Source organism: Nocardia bhagyanarayanae, assembly GCF_006716565.1.
Lineage (GTDB): Bacteria > Actinomycetota > Actinomycetes > Mycobacteriales > Mycobacteriaceae > Nocardia > Nocardia bhagyanarayanae.
On sequence record NZ_VFPG01000002.1, the window covers coordinates 280,673 to 307,502 of the forward strand.

25 protein-coding genes are annotated in these 26,830 nt (G+C 69.2%); 15 read left to right on the forward strand and 10 right to left on the reverse strand.

Annotated features, from left to right (window positions below):
* Positions 1–37 precede the first annotated feature (37 nt).
* The 5 genes from tig (at position 38) to FB390_RS28070 (ending at position 5,378) form a co-directional block, all read left to right on the forward strand.
* The gene (gene tig / locus FB390_RS28050) at positions 38–1,399 is read left to right on the forward strand and encodes a trigger factor (RefSeq protein ID WP_141812263.1); all 1,362 of its coding nucleotides are present in this window, start codon (positions 38–40) and stop codon (positions 1,397–1,399) included.
* A gap of 296 nt (positions 1,400–1,695) precedes the next feature.
* Positions 1,696–2,283 carry an ATP-dependent Clp protease proteolytic subunit gene (locus FB390_RS28055; RefSeq protein ID WP_141812264.1) on the forward strand — a complete coding sequence of 196 codons (588 nt, stop codon included), beginning with the start codon at positions 1,696–1,698 and terminating at the stop codon, positions 2,281–2,283.
* 70 nt (positions 2,284–2,353) lie between these two features.
* On the forward strand, positions 2,354–3,019 hold the full coding sequence (locus tag FB390_RS28060; RefSeq protein WP_141812265.1) for an ATP-dependent Clp protease proteolytic subunit: 666 nt from the start codon (positions 2,354–2,356) through the stop codon (positions 3,017–3,019).
* A gap of 443 nt (positions 3,020–3,462) precedes the next feature.
* Entirely contained in the window at positions 3,463–4,743 is a 1,281-nt protein-coding gene (gene clpX, locus FB390_RS28065; protein WP_141812266.1) for an ATP-dependent Clp protease ATP-binding subunit ClpX, read from the forward strand.
* 230 nt (positions 4,744–4,973) lie between these two features.
* Positions 4,974–5,378 (forward strand): STAS domain-containing protein, encoded by a 405-nt coding sequence (locus tag FB390_RS28070; RefSeq protein WP_141812267.1) that lies wholly within the window; start codon positions 4,974–4,976, stop codon positions 5,376–5,378.
* Positions 5,379–5,441: 63 nt separating this feature from the next.
* Here the strand turns inward: FB390_RS28070 and FB390_RS28075 are convergent, their stop codons facing one another.
* A complete protein-coding gene (locus tag FB390_RS28075) occupies positions 5,442–5,819 on the reverse strand; it encodes a nuclear transport factor 2 family protein (protein ID WP_141812268.1) in 378 nt (125 codons plus the stop codon).
* 295 nt (positions 5,820–6,114) lie between these two features.
* On the reverse strand, positions 6,115–6,726 hold the full coding sequence (locus FB390_RS28080; protein ID WP_141812269.1) for a dihydrofolate reductase family protein: 612 nt from the start codon (positions 6,724–6,726) through the stop codon (positions 6,115–6,117).
* Between the two features lie 182 nt (positions 6,727–6,908).
* On the opposite strand from FB390_RS28080, the gene mihF reads away from it, so the two are divergent.
* On the forward strand, positions 6,909–7,223 hold the full coding sequence (mihF, locus tag FB390_RS28085) for an integration host factor, actinobacterial type (RefSeq protein ID WP_067787445.1): 315 nt from the start codon (positions 6,909–6,911) through the stop codon (positions 7,221–7,223).
* A gap of 173 nt (positions 7,224–7,396) precedes the next feature.
* On the opposite strand, the gene FB390_RS28090 is transcribed toward mihF, so the two are convergent.
* From FB390_RS28090 to FB390_RS28105, 4 genes are all read right to left on the reverse strand, one after another.
* The gene (locus FB390_RS28090; RefSeq protein WP_141812270.1) at positions 7,397–7,930 is read right to left on the reverse strand and encodes a hypothetical protein; all 534 of its coding nucleotides are present in this window, start codon (positions 7,928–7,930) and stop codon (positions 7,397–7,399) included.
* Between the two features lie 97 nt (positions 7,931–8,027).
* Positions 8,028–8,864, reverse strand: coding sequence for a formate dehydrogenase accessory sulfurtransferase FdhD (gene fdhD / locus FB390_RS28095; protein WP_141812271.1), 837 nt, complete (start codon positions 8,862–8,864; stop codon positions 8,028–8,030).
* A gap of 76 nt (positions 8,865–8,940) precedes the next feature.
* Positions 8,941–11,250, reverse strand: coding sequence for an FdhF/YdeP family oxidoreductase (locus tag FB390_RS28100; protein WP_141812272.1), 2,310 nt, complete (start codon positions 11,248–11,250; stop codon positions 8,941–8,943).
* An 82-nt stretch (positions 11,251–11,332) separates the two neighbouring features.
* On the reverse strand, positions 11,333–12,502 hold the full coding sequence (locus FB390_RS28105; protein WP_141812273.1) for an FHA domain-containing protein: 1,170 nt from the start codon (positions 12,500–12,502) through the stop codon (positions 11,333–11,335).
* 496 nt (positions 12,503–12,998) lie between these two features.
* On the opposite strand from FB390_RS28105, the gene FB390_RS28110 reads away from it, so the two are divergent.
* Together FB390_RS28110 and FB390_RS28115 are read left to right on the forward strand one after the other, a co-directional pair.
* Positions 12,999–13,226 carry a hypothetical protein gene (locus tag FB390_RS28110; protein ID WP_141812274.1) on the forward strand — a complete coding sequence of 76 codons (228 nt, stop codon included), beginning with the start codon at positions 12,999–13,001 and terminating at the stop codon, positions 13,224–13,226.
* A gap of 90 nt (positions 13,227–13,316) precedes the next feature.
* Positions 13,317–13,844: a GNAT family N-acetyltransferase gene (locus tag FB390_RS28115; RefSeq protein WP_141812275.1), complete on the forward strand. Its 528-nt coding sequence runs from the start codon at positions 13,317–13,319 to the stop codon at positions 13,842–13,844.
* 508 nt (positions 13,845–14,352) lie between these two features.
* Here the strand turns inward: FB390_RS28115 and FB390_RS28120 are convergent.
* Complete coding sequence (locus FB390_RS28120) at positions 14,353–15,900, reverse strand: glycerol-3-phosphate dehydrogenase/oxidase (protein WP_141812276.1); 1,548 nt, start codon at positions 15,898–15,900, stop codon at positions 14,353–14,355.
* A complete protein-coding gene (locus FB390_RS28125) occupies positions 15,897–16,520 on the reverse strand; it encodes a TetR/AcrR family transcriptional regulator (protein ID WP_246124572.1) in 624 nt (207 codons plus the stop codon). The genes FB390_RS28120 and FB390_RS28125 overlap by 4 nt, the downstream gene beginning before the upstream one ends.
* Positions 16,521–16,658: 138 nt before the next feature.
* On the opposite strand from FB390_RS28125, the gene FB390_RS28130 reads away from it, so the two are divergent.
* Together FB390_RS28130 and FB390_RS28135 are read left to right on the forward strand one after the other, a co-directional pair.
* On the forward strand, positions 16,659–18,233 hold the full coding sequence (locus FB390_RS28130) for an FAD-binding oxidoreductase (RefSeq protein ID WP_185757394.1): 1,575 nt from the start codon (positions 16,659–16,661) through the stop codon (positions 18,231–18,233).
* On the forward strand, positions 18,233–19,198 hold the full coding sequence (locus FB390_RS28135) for a YegS/Rv2252/BmrU family lipid kinase (protein WP_141812279.1): 966 nt from the start codon (positions 18,233–18,235) through the stop codon (positions 19,196–19,198). Before FB390_RS28130 ends, FB390_RS28135 begins: the two co-directional genes overlap by 1 nt.
* Before the next feature lie 6 nt (positions 19,199–19,204).
* Here the strand turns inward: FB390_RS28135 and FB390_RS28140 are convergent, their stop codons facing one another.
* Both FB390_RS28140 and FB390_RS28145 read right to left on the reverse strand, forming a co-directional pair.
* Complete coding sequence (locus tag FB390_RS28140) at positions 19,205–19,897, reverse strand: P-loop NTPase family protein (protein WP_246124424.1); 693 nt, start codon at positions 19,895–19,897, stop codon at positions 19,205–19,207.
* 109 nt (positions 19,898–20,006) lie between these two features.
* Positions 20,007–20,600, reverse strand: a complete 594-nt coding sequence (locus FB390_RS28145) for a helix-turn-helix domain-containing protein (protein WP_141812280.1) — start codon at positions 20,598–20,600, stop codon at positions 20,007–20,009.
* A 92-nt stretch (positions 20,601–20,692) separates the two neighbouring features.
* On the opposite strand from FB390_RS28145, the gene FB390_RS28150 reads away from it, so the two are divergent.
* The 5 genes from FB390_RS28150 to FB390_RS28170 all read left to right on the forward strand — a co-directional run bounded on the left by FB390_RS28150 (position 20,693) and on the right by FB390_RS28170 (position 26,816).
* Entirely contained in the window at positions 20,693–21,643 is a 951-nt protein-coding gene (locus FB390_RS28150) for an NAD(P)/FAD-dependent oxidoreductase (protein WP_141812281.1), read from the forward strand.
* 245 nt (positions 21,644–21,888) lie between these two features.
* The gene (locus tag FB390_RS28155; RefSeq protein WP_141812282.1) at positions 21,889–24,567 is read left to right on the forward strand and encodes a valine--tRNA ligase; all 2,679 of its coding nucleotides are present in this window, start codon (positions 21,889–21,891) and stop codon (positions 24,565–24,567) included.
* Positions 24,564–26,021 carry a bifunctional tetrahydrofolate synthase/dihydrofolate synthase gene (gene folC / locus FB390_RS28160; RefSeq protein WP_425465925.1) on the forward strand — a complete coding sequence of 486 codons (1,458 nt, stop codon included), beginning with the start codon at positions 24,564–24,566 and terminating at the stop codon, positions 26,019–26,021. The genes FB390_RS28155 and folC overlap by 4 nt, the downstream gene beginning before the upstream one ends.
* Positions 26,018–26,449 carry a DUF4233 domain-containing protein gene (locus FB390_RS28165; protein WP_141812283.1) on the forward strand — a complete coding sequence of 144 codons (432 nt, stop codon included), beginning with the start codon at positions 26,018–26,020 and terminating at the stop codon, positions 26,447–26,449. The genes folC and FB390_RS28165 overlap by 4 nt, the downstream gene beginning before the upstream one ends.
* Positions 26,450–26,480: 31 nt before the next feature.
* A complete protein-coding gene (locus tag FB390_RS28170; protein ID WP_141812284.1) occupies positions 26,481–26,816 on the forward strand; it encodes a hypothetical protein in 336 nt (111 codons plus the stop codon).
* Positions 26,817–26,830: the final 14 nt, after the last annotated feature.

Here is a 26,830-nt window from a genome sequence, read left to right on the forward strand (position 1 = left end):
GCCAACCCGAACGAACAACGAACCAAGGAGCATGTCCGTGAAGAGCACCGTCGAGCAGCTGAGCCCGACCCGGGTCCGGATCAATGTCGAGGTGCCCTTCGAGGAACTGAAGCCGGACTTCGACCGCGCCTACAAGGCTCTCGCCAAGCAGGTCCGCATCCCCGGCTTCCGCCCGGGCAAGGCGCCCGCCAAGCTCCTCGAAGCCCGCCTCGGCCGCGGCGCCGTCCTCGAGCAGGTCGTCAACGACGTGCTGCCCGGCCGCTACAGCGAAGCCGTCACCACCGCCGAGGTGAAGGTCATCGGTCAGCCCGACATCGAGATCACCAAGATCGAGGACGGCCAGGAGCTCGCCTTCACCGCCGAGGTCGACGTGCGCCCCGAGATCGCGCTGCCCAGCTACGAGGAGATCGAGATCACCGTCGACGCGTTCAGCATCGGCGACGAGGACATCGAGGAGCAGCTCACCTCGCTGCGCCAGCGCTTCGGCACCCTGACCGGCGTCGAGCGTCCGGTCCAGAACGGCGACTTCGTCTCCATCGATCTCGCCGCCACCGTGGACGGCGAGGAGGTGGCCGACGCCGCCACCACCGGCCTGTCCCACGAGGTCGGCTCGGGCCAGCTCATCGAGGGCCTCGACGAGGCGCTCGTCGGCCTGTCGGCCGGTGAGTCCAAGGAGTTCACCTCCACGCTGGTCGCGGGCGAGCATGCGGGCAAGGAAGCCGTCATCACGGTGACCGTGCAGTCGGTCAAGGAGCGCGAGCTGCCGGAGGCCGACGACGAGTTCGCCCAGCTCGCTTCGGAGTTCGACACCCTCGACGAGCTCAAGGAAGACCTGAAGAGCCGGGTCGAGCGGGTCAAGAAGGTGCAGCAGGCGGGCGAGATCCGCGACAAGGTCCTGGAGACCCTGCTGGAGCAGACCGAGATCCCGCTGCCGGAGAAGGTCGTGCAGGCCGAGATCGACGCCGTGCTGCACGACGCCGTGCACGGCTTCGACCACGACGAGGCCAAGCTGGCCGAGGCGCTCGAGGCGCAGGGCTCCAGCCGCGAGGAGTTCGACAAGGACACCAAGGAGGCCGCCGAGAAGTCGGTGAAGACCCAGCTGCTGCTGGACGCCATCGCCGAGGCGGAGAACACCCAGGTCGGCCAGGAGGAGCTCACCGAGCGGATCCTGTTCCAGTCGCAGCGCTACGGCCTGTCCCCGGAGCAGTTCATCCAGCAGGTGCAGCAGGCCGGTCAGCTCGGCGCCGTGTTCGCCGACGTGCGCCGCGGCAAGGCGCTGGCCGGTGTCGTCGGCAAGGTGAAGGTCACCGACTCCGAGGGCAACGCCGTGGACACCGCCGAAATGTTCGGCGCGCCCGCGGATTCCGCCGACGAGACCGAGGCCGAGAGCGCCGAGTAGAACTGTGGAACACCAGCGCGAGCCACGACCGTGTGATGTGGTGATCGCGCTGTGAGCGAGCGTAGCGAGTGAACCGAAGTCACAGCGCGCCCTCGCGCACAGCGCTACTGAGCGCAGCGAAGTTGCGCTGTGAGCGAAGAAAGGGCGGTACCGGGAGTTCGGTGCCGCCCTGCTTCGTTAATGTTTGTGACAACGAACCAGTGATGGCTGTGTGGCACTCAGCGCTGTTCAGCTTGCAGTGACAAGCCGGTGAGAAGAGAAGGCAGGTATCCGTGACAATCAACCAGGCAGGGGTCATGACATCCGCGACTACTGGTCTCAACCTCAGTGATTCGGTGTACGAGCGCCTGCTGCGGGAGCGCATCATCTTCCTCGGCACCCAGGTCGACGACGACATCGCGAACAAGATTTGCGCGCAGATCCTGCTGCTCTCCGCGGAGGACCCGACCAAGGACATCTCGCTCTACATCAACTCGCCCGGTGGCTCGGTGACGGCGGGCATGGCCATCTACGACACCATGCAGTTGTCCGAGTGCGACATCGCGACCTACGGCATGGGCCTCGCCGCCTCGATGGGCCAATTCCTGCTGACGGCGGGCACCAAGGGCAAGCGCTACGCCCTGCCGCACGCGCGCATCATGATGCACCAGCCCTCGGCGGGCATCGGCGGTTCGGCCGCCGACATCGCGATCATGGCCGAGCAGTTCGCCCACACCAAGCGCGAGCTCAACGAGCTGCAGGCGCTGCACACCGGCAAGCCGGTGGAGCAGGTGACCGCCGACGCCGATCGCGACCGCTGGTTCACGGCGAAGGAAGCCCTTGAGTACGGCTTCATCGACCGCGTGATCAGCCACGCCAGCCAGGCCAACGGCGCAGCCAAGTGAGCGGCGGCCGGACCAGCTCCGGCCCCGCCGTCAGTCAACCGTCGTTGCACACACAGACTTTGGAGACGAAATGGCTCTGATCGACCCACGCGCCGGCCTCTCCGGCATCGCGCCTGCCTCGCCGCAGTCGCGCTACATCCTGCCTTCGTTCATCGAGCACTCGAGCTTCGGTGTCAAGGAGTCCAACCCATACAACAAGCTGTTCGAGGAGCGCATCATCTTCCTCGGCGTGCAGGTCGACGACGCCTCGGCGAACGACATCATGGCGCAGCTGCTGGTGCTGGAATCGCTGGATCCCGACCGCGACATCACGATGTACATCAACTCGCCGGGTGGCTCGTTCACCTCGCTGATGGCCATCTACGACACCATGCAGTACGTGCGCGCCGACGTCGCCACGGTCTGCCTCGGCCAGGCGGCCTCCGCCGCGGCCGTGCTGCTCGCCGCCGGCACCCCCGGCAAGCGTGCCTGCCTGCCCAACGCCCGCGTGCTGATCCACCAGCCTTCGCTGGAGGGCGGCATCCAGGGTCAGGTCTCGGACCTGGAGATCCAGGCCGCCGAGATCGAGCGCATGCGCCGCCTGATGGAGACCACCCTCGCGCGGCACACCGGAAAGGACGCGGACACCATCCGCAAGGACACCGACCGCGACAAGATCCTGACGGCCGAGGAGGCCAGGGAATACGGGATCATCGACACGGTGTTCGATTACCGCAAGCTGAGCGCGCAGAAGTAGGGCTTTCGCGGGCTTTTCCCTATTCCCGGGATCGCTCGCAAGTTGCTGTGCGTCAGGCGAATACGGCCGGGCAGTGTGCCGAAGGGAGACTGCCCGGCCGACTTCCGCTACGGTGTGAATCGACCGTTCGCGAGGGTGGCGAACGGCGCGAACATCACGGCGGTAGGCCGGGCGCCGGGACCGGCCCCTCACCGGCGGAACATGTGCCGAACGTGTTTCGATGCCGTGAGAACACGCACAACCCCGGCGAGAAACATGCTCGAGTTGTCGACCTCCGTCGCGCACACCGGGTACGGTCGACCTAGGGACCTTTGCTCTCGGTTGACGGCATAGCTCGACCCGCCCGAAATACTCGAAGTGTTCGCGATTACACACGAGTTCGGTGGATTGCTGGCAACCTGGACAGACGGTTGCACGCGGACAAGGAAGTAGGGACCCACGAGATGGCGCGCATCGGAGACGGCGGCGATCTGCTGAAGTGCTCGTTCTGTGGAAAGAGCCAGAAGCAGGTCAAGAAGCTCATTGCGGGACCTGGCGTGTACATCTGTGACGAGTGCATCGATCTATGCAACGAGATCATCGAGGAGGAGCTCGCCGAGTCCAGCGAGGTCAAACTCGACGAGCTGCCCAAACCGGCCGAAATCCGTGAGTTCCTGGAGAACTACGTCATCGGGCAGGACACCGCCAAGCGCACTCTCGCCGTGGCCGTGTACAACCACTACAAGCGCATCCAGGCGGGCGACAAGGGTCGCGACAGCCGCGGCGAGACCGTCGAGCTGACCAAGTCGAACATCCTCATGCTCGGCCCCACCGGCTGCGGCAAGACCTACTTGGCGCAGACCCTGGCGAAGATGCTGAACGTGCCGTTCGCGATCGCGGACGCCACGGCGCTCACCGAGGCCGGTTACGTCGGCGAGGACGTCGAGAACATCCTGCTGAAGCTGATCCAGGCCGCGGACTACGACGTCAAGCGGGCCGAGACCGGCATCATCTACATCGACGAGGTGGACAAGATCGCTCGCAAGAGCGAGAACCCCTCGATCACCCGCGACGTCTCCGGTGAGGGCGTGCAGCAGGCGCTGCTGAAGATCCTGGAGGGCACCCAGGCGAGCGTGCCTCCGCAGGGCGGCCGCAAGCACCCGCACCAGGAGTTCATCCAGATCGACACCACGAACGTGCTGTTCATCGTGGCGGGCGCGTTCGCGGGCCTGGAGAAGATCATCTCCGACCGCACCGGCCACCGCGGTATCGGCTTCGGCGCCGAGGTGCGCTCCAAGGCGGAGATCGACACCACCGACCACTTCGCGGAGGTGATGCCCGAGGATCTGATCAAGTTCGGTCTGATCCCGGAGTTCATCGGCCGTCTGCCGGTCGTCGCGTCGGTGACGAACCTGGACAAGGACTCGCTGGTCAAGATCCTCTCCGAGCCGAAGAACGCGCTGGTCAAGCAGTACATCCGGCTGTTCGAGATGGACGGCGTCGAGCTGGAGTTCACCCAGGACGCGCTGGAGGCCATCGCCGATCAGGCCATCCTGCGCGGCACCGGCGCTCGCGGTCTGCGCGCCATCATGGAGGAAGTCCTGCTGCCGGTGATGTACGACATCCCGAGCCGCGACGATGTCGCCAAGGTCGTCGTGAACGCCGACACCGTCAACGACAACGTGCTGCCGACCATCGTGCCGCGCAAGCAGCAGCGCGCCGAGCGCCGGGAGAAGTCGGCGTAATTCGGTACTCGTAATCCGGGCCCACGGGAAAACTTCCCGTGGGCCCGGATTTGTTTCGGACCGGTCCGAATTGTCGAGATTGATTCGTGATTCGAGGTGTACTGACCTGTCTGTTCGGGTACTCCGGGGTCAGGGTTGAGTAGCCAGCCCAGTTCCGGGGCCTCGAGCAGCCGGGACGAAAATTCGCCCGGCGCACATTCGGTGCCGGGCGCGACGGGACCGGGGTCCTCATGTCGACCATCTTTGCCACCCAATCCCCTCATACCCGACCGCACCAGCCCGAACCCGCTGCGCGGCTACGGGTTTCGATCACCGCTCCGGGCGACGAGATCACGCTGTGCGCCGTGGCGGGCGAGGTGGACCAATTCACCGTCGACGAGTTTCGGCGGCATCTGATCGGCGCGCTGGACACCGCAGCTCCACGCGTGGTCGTCGATCTGTCCATGGTGACGTTCTTCGGCATTCCAGGGCTACGCGTGCTGTTCGAGGCGCGTTCGGTGCTCGAACAGACCGGACGGCGGTTGCTGCTGGTGACCGGCCCGCCATGCGTGGATCGGTTGCTCCGAGTGGCCGCCGACGTCGTGACCTTCGAGACGACGACCGCCCTGGCGGGCGCACTGCTCGACGCGGCATGACCTGCAGACGACTCGACGCCGCCCCGGAAGCGATTCCGGGGCGGCGTCGGCGTCGTGGGCGGCTCAGATCGGTTCGCCGCGCATGTCGTCCTGGCTCCAGTAGGCGCGCATCTTGACGATCTTGCCCTGCTCGTCGAACTCCATCGTGTCGATCGGCGTCAGCGTGAAGCGCTGATCGCCGACCTTGGTGACCACATCGAACATGAAGGCGGCATGGTTGCCCGCGACCCGCACGGTGTCGGCGTGCAGTGCGGTCGACCGGTCCAAGTTGTCGAACACGGAGTAGAACTCGCGGATGGCGTCGTGGCCCTGCCGCAGCGGCGTGCCCGCGGGGTCCTCGACGGTCGCGTCGGGCGCGTAGAGCTCCACGATGGCTTCCGTGGGCCCGGTGCCGACCAGCTTGACGTACTGCTCGACGACGTCGCGAATCTGTTCTGTCATGTCAACCCCTGACGAATTGAAACGTGTTCCAATTCGGAGGCTAGCAGTCCGTGCCCGCGCCGTGTAGTCCGAAGGTCATTCATCGGGACGCGGATCGTTGTGTGGTTGTGGCCCGCCTCGCCGGGACGCGGTGACGATTCGTCGTCGAACGAATCGCGCCCGAGATGGGGAGCTCCGTTGATCCCCCTGGTTCGCCGTTGAACCTTGATCCCGAACGAATGCTGCTGTATGGACTTTCGCCTTCGCCGACCGCTGTGTTACGCAGATCACAAAAGTCTCGGCAGTGGACGGATGGCTACTCGCCGACGGTGCCGTATTCGGGGGTGCCCGCCGCGCGGTAGGTCGTGATGTGAACGCCGGTGGGGGTGGTGCGGGAGTCTGTCAGGTGGAAGGCGGTCGGGCTGGATCCGGTGGAGAAGAGGCGTTTGCCGGTGCCGAGGAGGACGGGGAAGGTCAGCAGGTGGATGGTGTCGACCAGGCCCGCGGCGAGCAGGGTCTGGGCGAGGTTGCCGCTGCCGTGGATCTGGAGCTCGCGGCCCGGGCGAGCCTTGAGATCGGCGACTTGCTCGACGAGATCACCGCGCAGCAGTTCGGTACCCGCCCAATCGGCGTGCGAGAGAGTGCGGGTGCCAACGTATTTCGGCAAGGCGTTGAGGTTCGAGGCGATCGGGTCCGCAGGGTCGTCGTGCTGCGGCCAATAGCCCGCGAAGATCTCGTAGGTGCGCCTGCCGAGCAGGAAGGCGTCCACCCGAGCGAACACCTGGTTCATGAACTCGCCCGCGGCCTCGTCGAAGTAGGGAGCGGTCCAACCGCCGTGCGTGAAGCCGTCACTGGTGTCCTCCTGCGGTCCGCCCGGGGCCTGGCAGATGCCATCTATGGTGACGAACTGGGTGAGCGACAGTTCCATGGCGGGCTTCCTTTCGTCCGGTTCGCGCACTTCGCGCCTGCCCTTCACCGGTTCTGACGGTGGCGCGCCAGAAAACTCATCGCAACCTCTGACCGGTGTGTCGTCGGTGTGCCGCCGGTGCGGTGCTGTTTACTCGGTGCGGTCAACCAGATGTTCGAGTGACGAGTGAAAGCGGAGGAGACATGGCACTGCCCACGATGACCGCCGAGCAACGCACCGAGGCGTTGGCCAAAGCGGCTGCGGTGCGCAAGGCGCGCTCCGAATTGATCGGCAAGGTGAAGGCCGGCAAGGTGTCGGTCGCCGACCTGCTGAAGAAGGCGGAGTCCGACGATCTGGTGAAGAAGACCAAGGTCGCGGCGGTGATCAAGGCCCTGCCCGGCGTCGGTCCGGTGAAGGCCGCGAAGCTGATGGATCAGGCCGAGATCCCCGAGGATCGCCGCATCGGCGGCCTGGGCGCCCGGCAGCGGGCGGCGCTGCTCGAAGCACTCAAGGACTGACGACGCCGCAGCGACCTGACTCGAGCCGGAGGCGCACGCCAGCACGCCCGAGGTGACCTACCAGCGGCTCGCGCCGACGGTCTCCCCGGGCTTCTCGTGCGACGCGCATCGCCTCCGGCCAGGCATTTCCCGCGCTTCGGCCGGGTCGGGACGATCGTTCGGCCCCCCCGCGCTCAGCGCGTCGGGCGGCGGCGCGGAAACTGGAAGTCGATGGGCTTGGGGTCCGGCGCCTGCGGACCGCGCGGTGGCACAAGCAGGCAGGCCGCGCCGAGTGCCAGGAGGACCGCGGCGGCGAGCAGGCTCAGCGTGAAGCTGACGCCGCTCATCCCGTCCGGCTGGTGAAACGCGTGGTAGATCAGATGCGGGGTGGCGAAGACCAGCCAACCCAGCCCCGCAGCCTGTGCGAGCGCGCTACCCCCGCGCCACAGCGCGAAGCCGCTCACCGCGGCGAGGGCCGAGAAGAAGGCGCCGACGTCGCCGGCCAGATGGTGGTTGTAGGGGCCGTCGACGGCGATCCAGTGCATTCCGAATCCGGGGAAGCTGGTGTACCAGGAGTGCGGCGCGAGCACCGCCCACAGGCCGATCACCGCGCCCTGGAAGGTCAGGATTCCCAACATGATTCGCACGGCGAGCCAGCGGCGGCGGTGCTGCTCGAAGCGCATACGAACGCGCACGCCGCCGGACTTTCCTTCTACCGAGATCCGCATCGTTGGCTCCGTTCCTCGCCGAAGGCGTTCGGGGTGAAGTCACGGTAAATCGGGCATCGGGGACCGGGCAAGAGCCGCGTCGGCCGCGAGCGAGGAGTCAGCTCGCGGGACGCGCGGAGGACCGTCGCTCCAGGCGGTGCGCGCCGGAATAGACGTTCATGGTGTCCCCGCGCAGGAAGCCGACCAGGGTCAGGCCGGATTCCTCGGCGAGGTCGACCGCGAGCGAGCTCGGCGCCGATACCGCACCGAGCATCGGCACACCCGCCATCACCGCCTTCTGGACCAGCTCGAAGGACGCCCTTCCGCTCACGATGAGCACCAGATCCGCTGCCGGAACGCGGTTGTCGCGCAACGCCCAGCCGAGAACCTTGTCCACCGCGTTGTGCCTGCCGATGTCTTCCCGCACCGCGAGCGCGGTGCCGTCGGCGGTGAACAGGCCCGCAGCGTGCAGACCGCCGGTGGCGTCGAAGACCGACTGCCGCGCGCGCAGGGTCTCGGGCATCGCGGCGAGCGCGGCCGGATCGACGGCCACCCCGTCGGCCGGGAGCGGGTAGCGGGTACGCGCCCTCACCTCGTCCAGTGCGGTTTTGCCGCAGAGTCCGCACGAGCTGGTGGTGAGGAAGTTGCGGGCGCGAGCCGGGGCGGGGACGCGCAATTCGACGTCGAGCACGTTGTAGGTGTTGCGGCCCTCCGCGTCGGTCCCCGCGCAGTAGCGAGCGCTCACCACGTCCTCGGCGGACCCGATGATGTTCTCGCTCAACAGGAATCCGTGCACCAGGTCGATATCGGAGCCGGGGGTGCGCATGGTGACCGTCAGCGATTGCCCGCCCAGGCGGATCTCGAGCGGTTCCTCCACGGCGAGCGTGTCGGGGCGCTGGATCTCTCCGGAAGGGGAAAGGCGCAGCGTGCGGCGGCGCGCGGTAACACGGCTCACGACTCGGCCTCGCTGTCGCTCGTCCGCGTCGTGCGCCGGCGCGCGCTGTGATGATGGTTCACTCGCTGACGCTCCTTCACGACTCGGCCCCGACGTGTACGTGCCGCTCCAGCCGGATCGTCACCGCCTTGGAGACCGGCGTATTGGACCGCGCCGCAACGTGATCCAGGGGGACGAGCGGATTGGTCTCGGGATAGTAGGCGGCGGCGTTGCCGCGCGGCGTCGGATAGGCGACCACCCGGAAAGCTCGCACGCGACGCTCCACGCCGTCGGTCCACTCCGAGACGAGATCGACGAGATCGCCGTCTGCGAAGCCGAATTCGGCGATGTCGTCCTTGTTCGCCAGGACCACCCGTCGTCCGCCGTGCACGCCGCGGTAGCGATCGTCGAGGCCGTAGATGGTGGTGTTGTACTGGTCGTGGCTGCGCAGCGTCTGCAGGATGAGCCTGCCTTCGGGCACCGGCACCCACGTCAGCGCGTTGACCGCGAAGTTGGCGCGACCTGTGGACGTGCGGAATTCGCGGCTGTCACGCGGCGGATGCGGCAGGACGAAACCGTTGCGCTGCCGGACCCGGGTGTTGTAGTCGGCGCAACCGGGCACCACGCGGGCGATCGCGTCGCGGATCTTGTCGTAGTCGCGCTGGTAGCGCGCCCACGGCACGGGATGGTCCGCGCCGAACAGCGCGAGGGCGAGTTCGCAGACGATGGCGACCTCGCTGCGCAGCTGAGCGCTGACGGGTTCGAGGCGGCCGGTGGACAGGTGCACCATCGACATCGAATCCTCGACGGAGACTTGCTGTTTCGTCCCGTCTTGGACGTCCTTGTCGGTGCGGCCGAGGGTGGGCAGGATCAGCGCGGTGCGCCCGTGCACCACGTGGCTGCGGTTGAGTTTGGTCGAGACCTGCACGGTGAGTTCGCAATTGCGCAGCGCGGCCTCGGTGACTTCGGTGTCGGGGGTCGCCGAGACGAAGTTGCCGCCCATGCCGAAGAACACCTTGGCCCGGCCGTCACGCATGGCCCGGATGGAATTCACGGTGTCCCAACCGTGTTGGCGCGGACTGGTAATGCCGAACTCGCGGTCGAGCGAGTCGAGGAAGGCGTCGGGCATCTTCTCCCAGATGCCCATGGTGCGGTCGCCCTGCACGTTGGAGTGTCCGCGCACGGGGCACACGCCGGCGCCCGGCTTGCCGATCATGCCCCTGAGCAACAGCAGGTTGGTCGCCTCCTCGATGGTGGCGACGCCGTGCGCCTGCTGGGTCAGGCCCATCGCCCAGCAGATGATGGTGCTGCGCGACTCGGCGAGCAGCCGCGCGGTGCGCTCGAGTTCCGCCATGGACAGCCCGGTTGCGGCCTGCACGACGCCGAGATCGACCGCACGCGTGTGCTTCTCGTAGTCGGCGAAGCCCGCGCAATGCGCGTCCACGAAAGCGCGGTCGACCACGGTGCCCGGGGCCAGGTCCTCGGCGTCGAACAGCAGCTTGCCGAGTCCTTGGAACAGCGCCATGTCGCCGCCGAGCCGGATCTGCAGGAAGTCGTCGGCGATGGCGACGCCGGTGGTGACGCCGCGCACGGTCTGCGGGTCGCGGAAGCCGAGCAGGCCGGTCTCCGGCAGCGGGTTGACCGCGATCACCCTTGCCCCGTTGGCCTTCGCGTCGGCGAGCGCGCTGAGCATGCGGGGATGATTTGTGCCGGGGTTCTGGCCCGCGACGATGATCAGATCGGCCTTACCGAAGTCGTCGATCGAGACCGAGCCCTTGCCGATGCCGATGGAGCCGATCAGCGCCGCGCCGGACGACTCGTGGCACATGTTCGAGCAGTCCGGCAGATTGTTGGTGCCGTAGCTGCGGACCAGCAACTGGTAGAGAAACGCCGTCTCGTTGGCGGTGCGGCCCGAGGTGTAGAACACCGCTTCGTCCGGCGAGGACAGTGCGCGCAGCTGGTCGGCGATCAGGCGGTAGGCCTCGTCCCAGGCGATGGGGGAGTAGTGCGTGTCGCCGGGGCGCAGCACCATCGGATGGGTGAGCCTGCCCTGCTGACCGAGCCAGTAGCCGGATTTCCCGGCGAGTTCGTCGATCGAGTGGGCGGCGAAGAACTCCGGCGTGACGGTGCGCAGCGTCGCCTCCTCGGCGACGGCCTTGGCGCCGTTCTCGCAGAACTCCGCGGGGCGCCGGTGCCCGCTGGGTTCCGGCCACGCGCAGCCGGGGCAGTCGAAGCCGTTGACCTGGTTGAGCCTGGTCAGGGTGCGGGCGGTGCGGACGACGCCCATCTCCTCGACCGACCGTTTCAGCGCCACTGCCACCGCCGTCACCCCCGCGGCCTGCTCTTTCGGCGCGGTGACGGTCAGCGCGGATTCGTCGATGTCCTCGGTCGGGCCGTGACGCTGCATGTCCCTATTGTCCTCTCCGCACGATGACTGTCTCAGCTGGCGCAGTCTTCGCATCGTAGGCCGCGGAGCGGGGCCGGTCGCCTCAGGATCTGCGGGTCTGGGCCGTGGCCGGATGGCGCTCGTCGGTCCGGTGGGTGAGGACCTTCTCGCCGATCCGGATACGCCAGCCGGGCGGCAGCTCGACCGGGGCGGTCCCGATCCGGGTCCAGGTGTCCGTGCCGGGGCCCGCGACGTAGGTGCCCGCGGGCGTGGACGCGTCGCGGACGAAGACCTTGCCGCGATTGAGCGAGACGTAGGCGTGCACCCGCGAGACGTGGCGGTCCCTCGGTACCGCCAGCGGGGAGGCGATGGCGTTGCGCACCGAGTCGTCGGCGGCGGGGCTGCGACCGATGACGTACGGGCGGTCCAGCGGGTAGGCGGTGTCCTCGAAGACCAGCGCACCCGTCGGGGCGTCGGCCTGCGGCGAGCCCTTCGGGGGCCGCGGCGGCGGGACCCGGACGCCGCGAGTGGCCGGGTTCTTCTGCAAGGCAACGGGTTCGGGACCGAAGCCGGTGGTTTGGGACCAGGCGAGTGGCATCGCCCTGGTGCCGATGTCCTGCGGGCGATCGGTCGCCGTGGGTCGACCTGCGCTGGTCTCGGCGGGGGCGCCGTTGCTTCGAGCGTCGTCGGAATCGTCGGTCAAGGCCTCGAAGCCCGCGGGCGCGGTCGCGGGCGGTTCGGTGGCGCCGGGTTTCGCGGCGACGGCGGCGCGCTGCGGTGACTTGGGTGCGCCCGCGCGACGCACGGCCACGCGCCATTCGAAGCCGCCGCCCGGCACCGTGCCCGCGCGCAGGTCGGTGCGGGGTAGCGCGGTGATCGCGGAACCGGTGTCGGCGCCCACGGTGATCCGGCGCACCGGCTCGCGCACGATCTCGTCCACCCAGGTGAACGCGCGCGCGCCGGAGAGCCTGCGCGCGCCCTCCGCGCCGTGGATCTCGGCCGCGACCTTTCCGCGCAGCAGGATCACCGTGCCGTCGTCGGTCGGTGCGACCACCCCGAACGGAGGTGGTTCGGATCCGCTGCCGAACACCACGGCGGCCAGTCGCTGGGCGATCGCGGCCCCGGGGTGATCACCCTCGGCGACCGCCTCGATCGCACCGAGAATCCGGTCGGTGGAAGCGGTTTCACCCGCGAGATACACCACAACCGCGCCGAAGCGTGCAATCAGACCATCGCCCGGCGCGATCCCTACGGTCGACGGGTTCTTGCGCACCCGCGCCTCCTTCCCGCGCACTACCGGCGTCCAGCATAGAGGCTCGCACGGTACGTGACCGGGCGGATCGGGTCACAGGCAACCGGCCGACCGGTCGCTCCGAACAGGGAATGCGCAGGGCAACGCGGAGAGCCGGGCGAGAAATAGCCCGGCGGATCGGCCGGCCGTGATCGAGTCGACTTTGCGCAGACGGGCGTTCCGTTGTCGTCCGGATCACGTGAGGTCTTGGTCCGCTGCTGCCGGATTGCTGGTGCGTGGCCAGGGCCGACTCGTGTCGTCGAGGGTACGGGCGCAGCCGGCTCGGTGCTCGGAGCGGTCTCGACGGCATTCCTGCTCGCGCAGCGCCTCGACCACTTAGGGCAGCTGGGTGACGGTCGCCACGTACAGAGGGCGATCGACGGTCGACGACCGGGGCCTCAGAACTCGGGGCTACGCAGGGGCTTCGCGACGGGGCTACGTTGCGCGCGGGGGATCGATAGTGCAGAAGGATATTTCGATGGATTTCAAACAACGCGTCGCGGCGGCCGTGCTCGCCGGTGCTCTTCTCGGTGCGGTCACAGTCGGTACCGCGGCTCCGGCGGCGGCCGAACCCTCGTGGAACAGACCGGCCGCGCCGGTGTCGGAGTGCTTCCCGCCCTCGCTCAGCGGAGGAATCGCGGTGTGCGTTCCGTTCTCCGAGTTCCTGAAGAATCTGCTGACCGGCTCGGCCAGCGGCTCGGCGTAGATCGACCCGAGGATGCGCCCCGGGTTCGGGGCGCATTCTCGGAGCGGAAATCCGCGCGACTTCGTGCGGTTGTCCGGCAATACTCCTGGCATGCCATCCATCAGACCGGCGACCGAGGCCGACCTGCCCGTTCTCCAGGACATCGAACGCGCGGCCGGAAAACCTTTCGCCGACATCGGCATGACGGCCGTCGCGGACGACGAGCCGCCGCCGCTCGACACCCTCCGCGGATTCCAGCGCGCCGGGCGCGCCTGGGTCGCGACCGACGACGCGGACCGGCCGATCGCCTACCTCGTCCTCGGCATCGTCGACGGCAACGCGCACGTCGACCAGGTGTCGATCGACCCGGAATACGCCGGTCGCCGCATCGGCAAGCACCTCATCGACCGCGCCGTCGACTGGGCGCGCACCCACGACCTGCCCGCCATCACCCTGACGACCTTCACCGAGGTGGTCTGGAACGGGCCGTACTACGAGCGGCTCGGCTTCCGATACCTGACGCCCGCCGAGGAGACGCCGGGCCTGCGCGCGCTGCGCCGCGCCGAAGCCGATCATGGCCTGGACCGTTGGCCCCGCGCCTGCATGCGCGCGGAACTGGCGGCGTGGGTCTGCGATTGATTGGTGTCGGGCGAGCGATTGCGGTTCGCGCGCACTGAATTCAGCGATACAGAATCCGGCAGATCGCCCGAACCGGACCAGACGCGGGAGCGTCAGCAGGGGTCTATTCTGCGAACGCTCGGGTCGCCGTGATCACCAGGTCGATCTGGTCATCGGATCACATTGGGGGGCAAGCATTTCCGTCAGCTGGCTCACGTAAAGTGTGGGCACCTCCTACCGAGGGGCGGTGGACATCGGTCCAGACACCGCGCCCAGGGAGGAGGCGGTGGGGAATGGCGAAACATCGCCGGAAGAAGAGTGAGGCCCCGGTCGATTACGGCATCGTGTTGGTTACTGCTGCCATGGTCGCCGGGGCGCTCCTGCTGGTCCGCCGAGTGCGGGCTAGCTAACCCCACCGGGTGGGGCGTCGTCGCAACCGACGCTCCACCCTCTCGGCATCACTCTCGTGACGAGCTCGAGCATACAGGGTATGTAATTTCGTGGTACTCATGCGACGCTCGAACCCCGCTCAGATCGTCGCGAGTGCCGCGGTGGCGGCGGGGAGAGCGGCGGTGCGGTCTTCGGGAACCAAACCGATGCGGGTGCGGCGGTCGAGCAGATCGTCGACGTGCAACGCGCCCTCGTGGGAGAGAGCGAAGGCGAATTCGGCTCCGATGACATCCATTCCGGAGGCGACCGGTTCGCGCAGGGCCGGGTCGAGGGCCGCGAGCGCGGTGATGGCGGGTGCTTCGCTGCCGTAGCGTTCCACCAGCAGCGGGGCGGCGGCGAGGCGATCCCGCGCAGCGCCGGAGACCGCGCCGACCAGCGGTAGGCGCTTGGTCGAGCAGGGTGCCGCGTCGAGGCGGGCGTGGCGCACCGCCGCGTCGACCACGTCCTCGGCCATCTGCCGGTACGTGGTGAGTTTGCCGCCGACGATCGTGATCACGCCGGTCGGCGAGTCGAGCACGGCGTGCTGGCGGGAGATGTCGGCGGTGCTGCCGTCGTCGGTCTTCAACAGCGGGCGCAGGCCCGCGTACCGTCCGCGAATGTCGGCTCGCGTCAATGGTTCTCGCAGTGCGGTGTTGATGGTGTCGAGCAGGAAGGCGACCTCGGCCTCGGTCGGCTGTGGCTCGTCGGGCACCGGGCCCGGCGCGTCTTCGTCGGTCAGGCCGAGGTAGACCCGCCCGTGCGCGGCCGGGAAGGCGAAGACGAATCGGCTGGTGCTGCCGGGCACCGGCACCGTGAGCGAGGCGCTGAGCCCGCCGAAGGACTCGGCGGAGAAGACGAGATGGGTGCCGCGGCTCGGGCGCAGCTCGATACTCGGGTCGACCTGGTCGGCCCACACGCCGGTGGCGTTGACCACCGCACGGGCCCGCACGGAAAGGGTCTCGCCGGACAGCGTGTCGCGCAGGGTGGCCGAATCTCCGGTGACATCAAGGGCTTCCACCCTCGTGAGCACCGTCGCGCCCTCGGCCGCCGCGGTGCGGGCCAGCGCGACGACCAGCCGCGCGTCGTCCACCAGCTGTCCGTCCCATGCCTGGAGCCCGCCGCGCAGACCCGCCCTGCGCACGGTCGGCGCCAAACGCAGCGCCTCCGCGGCGGCGACGTGCCGCGACCGCGGCAGGACCGCGGCGGGCGTACCCGCGCCGCGCCGCAGTGCGTCACCCGCGACGAACCCCGCGCGGATCAACGCCCGTTGCGCCGCACCGATATTCGGCAGCAGCGGAACCAGCTGCGGCAGCGGCCGCACCAAATGCGGTGCGGTGGTGCCGATCAGAATGCCGCGCTCGACCGCGCTCTCGTGCGCGATCCCGACCCGCCCGCTGGCCAGATAGCGCAAGCCGCCGTGCACCAGCTTCGAACTCCACCGGCTCGTGCCGAACGCGAGATCGTGCCGCTCCACCAGCACGGTGCGCAGCCCACGCGCGGCGGCGTCCAGCGCGGCGCCCGCCCCGGTGACGCCGCCGCCGATCACCAGCACGTCGATCGCGCCGCCGTCGCCGAGTGCGCGCAGTTCGCGCGCTCGGCGCTCGGCATTGAGCGCGGAATCCCCGCGGGTCACCGGATTGTCGGTCATGCCAGAACCTTTCGTCGTCCTTCGGGATCGCCGGGGCGGAGGTAGCCGTCGATGGCGCGGGCCAGTTCGGTGTCCAGTTCGGGGGCGGGCAACAGCGGCGCGACCGTCCCCGCCGACTGCACCGCGGACTGGACGATGAGCAGCAGCATGGTGGCCAGCTGGAGCGGATCGCCGGACCGGATCGAGCCGTCGCCCTGGCCGTCCCGGATTCCCGCGGCGAACAGCTCGATGAGGGTGCGCTGGTTGCGACCGAGCCTGCCGAAGACGTAGGTGAGCATCAGATCCGTGTCGGTGCGGAAGATCTTGCCGAACAACGGATTCGAGCGCACCATCCCCGCCCCCTCGACGACGCCTTCGACCAGGCGGGCCCGCGCCGGGCCGGACTCGGGCATGGCCGCGGTGAGAATGCCGCGCAGTTCGCGGACCAGTAGCTCGGCGACCAGCGCGCCGGTGTCGGGCCAGCGGCGGTACACGGTGGGCCTGCTGACGCCCGCGCGCCGCGCCACCTCGGTGAGCGTGGTCCGGCGGACACCGAACTCCTGGACGCAGGCGCGCGCGGCGTCGAAAATGGCCAGGTCGATGGCCGAAAGTTCGGCGTCCGGGTCGTCGGTCACGAGAATCACCACCGGGCTTCGAGCGGGATGGACAGTTACTGCTTGACAGTCTATGTCAAACTGTAACGCATGGTCGAGACGCAGCAGCCAGGCGGGCATTCCGTTCCCGCGGCAAACCCGGGCGCGGACGCGCGGGTACCGAGTATGGTGTGGGACGCCTGGGGTATCCCGGCCGGACACAAGCCGCTTTCGGCGCAGATCCGTGGTCTGCTAGCGCAGGTTTTCGGGGTGTCCGGCGACCCGGTGGCGCGCCGCGATGAGGGTGACGTGCCGCTCCGCGCGTCGGCGTTGACGCCGGCGCAGCGGGACGGGTTGGTCGAGGTGGTCGGCGCGGACAACGTGTCGGCCGACCATCACGATCGACTACGGCACGCGGGCGGCAAGAGCACCCTGGATCTGCTGCGGCGTCGCGCCGAGGGGCCGCAGGACGCACCGGACGCCATCGTCTTTCCCGCCGACCACGAGCAGGTGCTCGCGGTCCTTGCCTACTGTGCCGAGCACGGTATCGCGGTGGTGCCCTTCGGCGGCGGCACCAGCGTCGTCGGCGGCGTCGATCCGGTGCGCGGCGAGTTCGACACCGTCATCGCGCTCGACCTGCGCCGCATCGACGGACTCACCGAGGTGGACCCGGTGAGCGGCACCGCGACCCTCGGCGCGGGCCTCACCGGACCGCAAGCCGAGGAACTGCTTGCCGCACAGGGGCTTTCGCTCGGCCACTTCCCGCAGAGCTTCGAATTCGCCAGCATCGGCGGTTTCGCGGCGACCAGGTCCTCCGGTCAGGCCTCGGCCGGGTACGGCCGCTTCGACGACATGGTGCAGCGCCTGAAGATCGCCACCCCGACCGGCTCGCTGGAGCTGGGCCGCGCGCCCGCCTCCGCCGCCGGGCCGGATCTGCGCGAGCTGTTCGTCGGCTCGGAGGGCGCGCTTGGCGTGATCACCGAGGTGACGCTGCGCGTGCATCCGCTGCCGGAGACCACCGCCTACCAGGCGTGGTCGTTCCCAGATTTCGCCACCGGTGCTGCCGCGCTGCGCGCCGTGGTGCAGGCGGGCGCCGCGCCGACCGTGCTTCGGCTCTCCGACGAGGCCGAGACGGGCCTGAACCTGGCTCGCTCCGGCGACATCGGCGGTCGGGCGGTAACGGGCTGCCTCGCGATCACCACCTTCGAGGGCAGCGCGGAGCACGTCGCGGCTCGCTCCGCCGAGGCCACCGCGTTGCTGACGGCGGCGGGCGGCACAGCGCTCGGCGAACAGCCCGCGCGCGAATGGGAGCACGGCCGGTTCGCCGCGCCCTACATGCGCGACGCGCTGCTCGACGTGGGGGTGCTGTGCGAGACGCTGGAGACCGCGACGACCTGGTCCAACATCGCCGAACTGAAGGCGAAGGTGACCGCGGCGCTGACCGATTCGCTCGGCGCCCAGGGCACGCCGCCGCTGGTGATGTGCCACATCTCGCACACCTACCCGACCGGCGCCTCGCTGTACTTCACCATCGTCGCCAAACAACTCGACGATCCGATCGCGCAGTGGCAGATCGCCAAGCGCGCGGTGGGTGACGCGATCATGTCCGCGGGCGGCACCATCACCCACCACCACGCCGTCGGCGCCGACCACCGCCCGTGGCTGCCCGCCGAGGTCGGTGAGCTGGGCATCCGGGTGTTGCGCGCGGTGAAACGGGAATTGGACCCCGCGGGCATCCTCAATCCTGGAAAACTGATCTGATGGACCGGCAGGTAAGCGCCATTCGCTCGGCGTTGGTCGTCACGAACCGGCTCTCCGGCGCGGGCAAGGGCCACGACACGGCGACGACCGCCATCGCCCGGCTCGCCGAGCGCGGTGTCGAGGTCACCGAGGTCCGCGCGCCGTCCGCCGGCGAATCCGTCCGGCTGGTGCGTGATTCGCTCGCGAACCCGGATCCCGCCGCCCGTCCCGACGCCGTGGTCTGCGTCGGCGGCGACGGCCTGATCTGCGTGATCCTGGAGGCGGTCGCGCAGACCGGCGTCCCGCTCGCTCTGGTGCCGAGCGGAACGGGCAACGACCTGGCGCGGGCGCTCGGCATCCCCACCGACGATCCCGCCGCGGCCGTCGACGTGGTGCTCGCCGGGCGCCGCAAGGTGATGGATCTCGGCCGGATCGAGTCGCCCGCACCGGATTTCACCCCGATGTGGTTCGCCACCGTGACGGGCACCGGCTTCGACGCGCGAGTCACGTTGCGCGCGAACAGCATGAGCTGGCCGAAGGGCAGGCTCCGCTACACGTTCGCGGCGCTGGCCGAGATCACCGGCGGTTTCACCGTGCCCTACCGGATCGAGCTGTCCGGCGTCGCCGAAGGCGCACTGGACAATCCGCCGGGCGACGGCGTGGTCGAGACCGACGCGGTGATGGTCGCGGTGGGCAACACCCGCACCTACGGCGGCGGCATGCTGATCTGCCCCGACGCCGAGATGGACGACGGCTTGCTGGATCTCACGGTGGTCGGCGCGGTGCCGCGGCTGGAGATGCTGCGGCTGCTGCCCGCACTCTCCGCGGGCAAACGCATCGACCATCCCGCCGTGGCCCAATACCGCGCGGCCGCCGTGACTCTCACCGCGCCGGGTGCGCCCGCCACCGCGGACGGCGAACCGGCGGGGACGCTGCCGATCACCTTGCGCGTGGTGCCCGCGGCGCTGACGGTGCTCGTGCCCTGAGCGCGATCAGCCGTCGAACGCGACGCGCGTCATGCGGTTGACGGTGGAGCGGTCCACGACGACGACGGACGAGGACGGAACCGGCGCGTTGCGGTCCTCGATGTCCAGGTCCCGGATCAGGCGGTCCCAGCGGCGGCAGTGCAGCGTGAAGAACATTCCGTTGATGCGGCGGCCGCGGGCGTACTGTCCGGCCCTGGCCACCGTCGCGGGCACGTCGAGCATGACGACGTGTAGGTCCCTGCGGTATTCGGCCGCCCAGCGCGCGATCATCCTGCGGCTCCAGCCGAAGGTGCCGCAATCGTGGATCACCACCGGGCCGTCGGCATCGCGCAGTGCCGCCTTGATTCCCGCGTAGTGCGCGACGTGTACGACCGGACGCCACAGCGGATAAGGGAGCCAGCCGAGCCGGTGCCGCCAGCGGTTCCGGGCGTGCTGGGAATCCAGGACGATCGAACCGGACGGTCCGGCGGGCGGCTCCTCGGCCTGCGCCGTCGAACCGAAGAACTTCCGCAGCGCTGTGCTCTTGCCCGCACCGGGCACTCCGGCGAAGATCAGGGCCGCCGTTGTGGGGTAACGCAATTCATCGATCGTCCGACCGCGCAGGTCGTGCACGCCGACCGGCGTCAGCGCGCCGACAGCGGCCAGCGGCATGCGCGGCTCGGGGGAGTGCAGGGGTAACGCATCGAGCGGGGGGTTCACCCCTTCCAGACTCCCTAGTCCGGTCCGATTCGGCAACCGGGAAAACCCTGAGATCGCGCGACCGGAAGGATGATTCGCGGCGACCGCAGGCTACTCGTGGATCGACCGATCAGTTACCCGTCGCGCGACGCGGCCTGGCTCGAACGTGCATCCGCTCGCCCTGACTGCCGAACAGGCTCAGAATCTCCACCGGCCCGCGCCCGGTGCTGCCGAACCAATGCGGTTGCCGGGTATCGAATTCCGCGGTCTCGCCAGGGCCCATGATCAAATCGTGCTCGCCGAGGATCAGCCGCAGCCTGCCGGACAGCACGTAGAGCCATTCGTATCCCTCGTGCACCCGAGGATCGGGGTCCTTGCGCTCGGGCGGCAGGATCATCTTGAACGCGTGCAGCGGGCCGGGCCGGGCGGTGAGCGGCAGGACGGTGTAGCCGTTGACCTGCCTGGGCGTGGTGTGCACGCGGGGGTCGGCGATCTTGGGCGCCGCCACGAGTTCGTCGAGCGGCACCTGCAAGGCCAGCGCGATCGGCAGCAGCAATTCCAGGCTGGCCTTGCGCTGCCCGGACTCCAGCCGCGAGAGCGTGCTCTTGGAGATTCCGGTGGTCGCCGAGAGTTCGGTCAGGGTGATGCCGCGATGGGTGCGCGACGCCTTGAGCCGCGGGCCGATCTCGGCCAGCGCCTGCGTGATGCCCGGTTGGTCGTTCATGTCCCCAAGTGCACGCTCGTTTCCCGGAAACGGCAAATTTTGTTGCCGATACCGGTCCGCCGAGACAGCCTGAACGCCGGAGGTGATCGCGAATGAGCGAAGAGAACAAGGGGATCCACGACGTGGTCGTCGTCGGCGGCGGCGCGGCGGGATTGTCGGCGGCGCTGGTGTTGAGCAGGGCGCGGCGGCGGGTGGCGGTGGTCAGGGGCGGTGCGCCGCGCAACGCCCCCGCCACCCACATGCACGGCTTCCTGTCCCGGGACGGGCTTCCGCCCGGTGAGCTGCTGACGATCGGCGCCGCGGAAGTCGCGGGTTACGGCGGCGAGCTGCTCGACGACGAGGTGATCGGCGCCGAAAAGAACGAGGACACGGGCGAATTCACGCTCCATCTAGCGGGCGGCGGGCGGTTGAGGACACGGCGGGTGCTCGTCGCCACCGGCCTGCGCGACGTGCTGCCCGACCTGCCCGGCGTGCGCGAGCGCTGGGGCGCGGACGTGCTGCACTGCCCGTACTGCCACGGCCATGAGGTGCGCGATCAACCGCTCGGTGTGCTCGGCGGAACCGAACCGGGCGCCATCGCCAGAGCTGTGCACGTCGCGCTGCTGCTGCCGCAGTGGTCGGCCGACGTGGCGTTCTTCCCGCACACGATGGACTTGTCCGAGCACGACTCGGCCCGGCTCGCCGCGCGCGGCGTGCGGGTCGTGCCCGGCGAGGTCGCGCGGCTGGTGGTCGAGGACGGCAGGCTGCGCGGCGTGGAGCTGGCCGACGGGCGCGCGGTGCCGCGCGGCGCGGTGTTCGTCGCGCCCACCTTCGTGCCCAACGGCGACGTCCTCGCCGCGCTCGGGTGCGCGACGGGTCCGGACGGCTGGGTGGTCACCGACGCGCGCGGCCGGACCAGCGTGGCAGGGGTGTGGGCGGCGGGCAACGTCGCCGACCCGGGCGCCCAGGTGATCTCCGCCGCGGGCGCGGGCTCGGCCGCCGCCATCGCGATCAACGGTGACCTGGTGGAAGAGGAGTCCGCGGTTCCCGCGCCGGTGCGCTGAGACGGTCGCGCGGCCGGGCATCTTCCGGCGGTGTAGCCGAAAGCTGAGAATTGCTCGAGGATTCGAGGCTGTTCCGCGGATCGCCGGTAAGCTGTGAGGCGTAGGCGGAGTGTTCGGTGTCCCTCATCCACCGAAGGCTCCGCCTCCTTTTGTTTCCGTACCCCCGGGCGTTTTCGCACCCGAGTCCGCGCCGGGAGCCCGGGGAGGCGGCGAGGCCATGTCGAGCCAACCCCTAGAATCACGGAGTGACCAGCGCAGCCCCTGACAACTCGCGTAATCGTGCCGATGCCCTCCCCAAGAGCTGGGACCCCAGCGTCGTGGAGGCCGAGACGTACGAGCGCTGGGTAGCCGCTGGCTATTTCCAGGCCGACACCGCGAGCGGCAAGCCCGCGTACTCGATCGTGCTGCCGCCGCCGAACGTGACCGGCACCCTGCACATGGGCCACGCCCTCGACCACACGCTGATGGACACCCTCGCCCGCCGCAAGCGCATGCAGGGGTACGAGGTGCTGTGGTTGCCCGGTATGGACCACGCGGGTATCGCCACCCAGACCGTGGTGGAGAAGCAGCTCGCCGTCGACGGCAAGACCAAGGAAGACTTCGGCCGCGAACTGTTCGTGGAGAAGGTCTGGGACTGGAAGCGCGAGTCCGGCGGCGCCATCCAGTGGCAGATGCGCGCCCTCGGCGACGGCATCGACTGGAGCCGCGACCGCTTCACCATGGACGAGGGCCTGTCGCGGGCCGTGCAGACCATCTTCAAGCGCCTCTACGACGCGGGCCTCATCTACCGCGCCGAGCGACTGGTGAACTGGTCGCCCGAGCTGCGCACCGCCATCTCCGACATCGAGGTCAAGCACGAGGAAGTCGCGGGCGAGCTCGTCTCGCTGCGCTACGGCTCGCTGAACGACGACGAACCGCACGTCATCGTGGCGACCACCCGTGTGGAGACGATGCTCGGTGACACCGCGGTGGCCGTGCACCCGGACGACCCGCGCTACCAAGCGCTGATCGGCACCACTTTGGAACACCCGATCACCGGCCGCCAGATCCCGATCGTGGCCGACGACTACGTCGACCCGGAGTTCGGCTCCGGCGCCGTGAAGATCACCCCCGCGCACGACCCGAACGACTTCGAGATCGGCCTGCGGCACAACCTGCCGATGCCGACGATCATGGACGAGCGTGGTCGCATCGCGAACACCGGAACCGAATTCGACGGCATGGACCGCTTCGAGGCGCGCGTCAAGGTCCGCGAGCGGCTCGCCGCGGAAGGCCGCGTCGTCGCCGAGAAGCGTCCGTACGTGCACAGCGTCGGTCATTCCGAGCGCACCGGCGAGCCCATCGAGCCGAGGCTGTCCATGCAGTGGTGGGTCAAGGTGGAGTCGCTGGCCAAGGCCGCCGGTGACGCGGTCCGCAACGGCGACACCGTCATCCACCCGGCCAGCCAGGAGCCGCGCTGGTTCGAGTGGGTCGACAACATGCACGACTGGACCATCTCGCGCCAGCTGTGGTGGGGCCACCGCATCCCGATCTGGTACGGCCCCGAGGGCGAAGTGATCTGCGTCGGCCCGGACGAGACCGCCCCCGAGGGCTGGGTGCAGGACCCGGACGTGCTCGACACCTGGTTCTCGTCGGGCCTGTGGCCGTTCTCCACGATGGGCTGGCCGGAGGCCACGCCGGAGCTGGAGAAGTTCTATCCGACCAGCGTGCTGGTCACCGGCTACGACATCCTCTTCTTCTGGGTCGCCAGAATGATGATGTTCGGCATGTTCGTCTCCGAGGACCCGGCCATCCTGGCGGGCAAGTCCGGCGCGGTGCAGGTTCCGTTCAAGGACGTCTTCCTGCACGGCCTGATCCGCGACCAGTTCGGCAAGAAGATGTCGAAGTCGCGCGGCAACGGCATCGACCCGCTGGACTGGATCAAGGCCTACGGCGCGGACGCGCTGCGCTTCACCCTGGCCCGCGGCGCGCAGCCCGGCGGCGACCTGTCCGTCGGCGAGCCGCACGCGCTGGCCTCGCGCAGCTTCGTCACCAAGCTGTTCAACGCCACCAAGTTCGCGCTGATGAACGGCGCCGAGCCCGGCGAGCTCCCCGACCGCGCCGCGCTCACCGACGCCGACCGCTGGATCCTCGATCGCCTGGATCAGGTTCTGGCGGAAGTGGATTCGGCTTTCGACGCCTACGAGTTCGGCAAGGCGTGCGAGGCGCTCTACCACTTCGCCTGGGACGAGCTGTGCGACTGGTATTTGGAACTGGCCAAGGTGCAGTTCTCGGGCAGCGACGAGCGGGCGGCCGCGACCAGGACCGTGCTCGGCAACGTGCTGGATTCGGTGCTGCGACTGCTGCATCCGGTCATTCCGTTCGTCACCGAGTCGCTGTGGCAGGCGCTCACCGGCGGCGAGTCGGTGGTCGTCGCGGCGTGGCCGCAGGCCAGTGGCATCGCCACCGACACCGTTGCGGCGCAGCGTGTTTCGGATGCTCAGCGGTTGATCACGGAGATCCGCCGGTTCCGCAGCGACCAGGGCCTCGCGGACAAGCAGAAGGTGGCGGCCAAGCTGATCGGTCTGGATCAGGCCGACCTGACGGCGCTGGAGCCGTCTGTCGCCAACCTCGCCAGACTCACCGCGCCCGGAGCCGAGTTCGCCGCCACCGCCTCGGTCGAGGTGCGGTTGAGCGGCGCGACGGTGACCGTCGAGCTGGACACCTCCGGCGCGGTCGACCTGGACGCCGAACGCCGCCGCCTGGAGAAGGATCTGGCCGCCGCGGAGAAGGAACTGGCGGGCACCGAGGCCAAGCTCGGCAACGAGGCGTTCCTTGCCAAGGCGCCCGAGCCCGTCGTCGCCAAGATCAAGAACCGTCGCGATGTCGCCGCCGCCGAGGTCGAGCGCATCGGGGCGCGGCTCGCGGAACTGGCGGTCAGGTGAACGAGGAGCCGGAGCGGCAGTACCGCGACGACGACGGAGGCGCCCGGCTCGGGTCCGGGCCGTCGCCGGTGGAGCTCGCCGAGATGGCGCTGGTCGAGGCGGAACTCGACCAGCGCTGGCCGGAGACCAAGATCGAGCCGTCGCTGACCCGCATCGCCACCCTGATGGATCTGCTCGGTTCCCCGCAGCAGAGCTATCCGGCGATCCACGTCGCGGGCACCAACGGCAAGACCTCGGTCACCCGGATGATCGACGCGCTGCTCACCGCGCTGCACCGGCGGACAGGCCGCATCACCAGCCCGCACCTGCAGCTGGCCACCGAGCGGATCAGCATCGACAACGCGCCGATCAGCCCGGCCAAGTACGTCGAGACCTACCGCGAACTCCAGCCCTACATCGAGATGATCGACGCGCAGTCGGACACGGCGGGCGGTCCGCCGATGAGCAAGTTCGAGGTGCTCACCGGCATGGCCTACGCGGCGTTCGCCGAGGCGCCTGTCGACGTGGCGATCGTGGAGACCGGCATGGGCGGCACCTGGGACGCCACCAACGTGATCGACGGTCAGGTCGCGGTGATCACCCCGATCGGGCTGGACCACGTCGACTATCTCGGCCCCGATCTCGCCTCGATCGCGGGCGAGAAGGCCGGGATCATCAAACGCGCGCCGGAGAGCCTGGTTCCGCGCGACAACGTCGCGGTGATCGCGCAGCAGGAACCCGAGGCGATGGACGTCCTGCTACGCAGGGCCGTCGAGGTGGACGCCGCGGTGGCCCGCGAAGGCTTCGAGTTCCAGGTCCTCGCGCGCCGCGTCGCCGTCGGCGGCCAGCAGCTCGAGCTACAGGGCCTCGGCGGGGTCTACGACGAGATCTTCCTGCCGCTGCACGGCGAGCACCAGGCGCGCAACGCGGTGCTGGCGCTGGCGGCGGTGGAGGCGTTCTTCGGCGCGGGCGCCGAACGTCAGCTCGACATCGAGGCGGTGCGCGCCGGTTTCGCTTCGGTCACCAGCCCCGGCCGCATGGAGCGGATGCGCAGCGCGCCCACCATCTTCATCGACGCCGCGCACAACCCGGCGGGCGCGCGAGCGCTGGCCGCGACCCTCTCCGAGGAGTTCGACTTCCGCAAGCTGGTCGGCGTGATCGCGGTGCTCGGCGACAAGGACGCCGCGGGGATCCTGGAGGCGGTGGAGCCGGTGTTCGACGAGATCGTCGTCACCACCAACGGCTCACCGCGCGCCATGGACGTCGACAGCCTGGCGAACCTGGCCGTGCAGCGCTTCGGCGACGAGCGGGTGGTCACCGCCGACACGCTGCCCGACGCCCTGGAGTCCGCCATCGCCATCGCCGAGGAGGTCGGCGACCCCGGCGAGGCGGTGTCGGGGGCGGGCATCATCGTCACCGGCTCGGTCGTCACGGCGGGCGCGGCCCGCGCGCTGTTCGGAAAGGATCCGGCATGAGTGAGCCCAGCGAGCGCGACAAGGACGCGACCGCTCCCGACCAGCCGGCCGCGGCGTCCGCGCCCGATCCGTGGAAGGGCCTGCGCGGCGTCATGGCGGGCACACTGGTCCTCGAGTCCATCGTGGTGCTGCTCGCGCTGCCGGTCGTCGCCGACGTCGGCGGCGGGATCAGCTGGTTCTCCGGCAGCTACCTGGTGATCCTCGCGCTGCTGATGATCCTCGGCGCCGGTCTGCAGCGCCGCTCGTGGGCGCTCGCGTTCAACCTCGGTCTCCAGGTGCTGGTGATCCTCGGGGCGTTGATCCACCTGTCGATCGGCATCATCGGCCTGCTCTTCGCGGCCGTCTGGGCGTTCATCCTGATGCTGCGCGCCGAGGTCAAGCGCCGCATGGACCAGGGTCTGCTGCCCAGCCAGCGAATGAACCGATAAGCGTCCGGAACCGGCTGCGCAAGCCGGCGCGGTGGTCGCCGCCGCGCGCCTGCTGCGCTACGGAACGGGCCGCGATGCCGGAGTACTGGAATGGTTCGTGGCCGCGAACTGGGAACCGAGCGGTCCGCTGCGCTCGGCGGCGCCCGCGGCGGACGCGCTGATGGCGGCGTGCCTGGCGCAGTTCCAGCGCCTGGCGGGTCGGTCGCGGCACTTCGGCGGACAGCTGCCCGCACCGGCCACCTACGGCCTTCTCGACCAGTGGCCGCATCTCGGCGACGTGCTTGGGCGCACCGGCTGGGTGGTGGGGAGCAAAGTGTGCACGACGCGGCCCTGCCGGTACTGCTGGACTGCGGTTTCGTCGAGCTGACGCGCATCGAACGA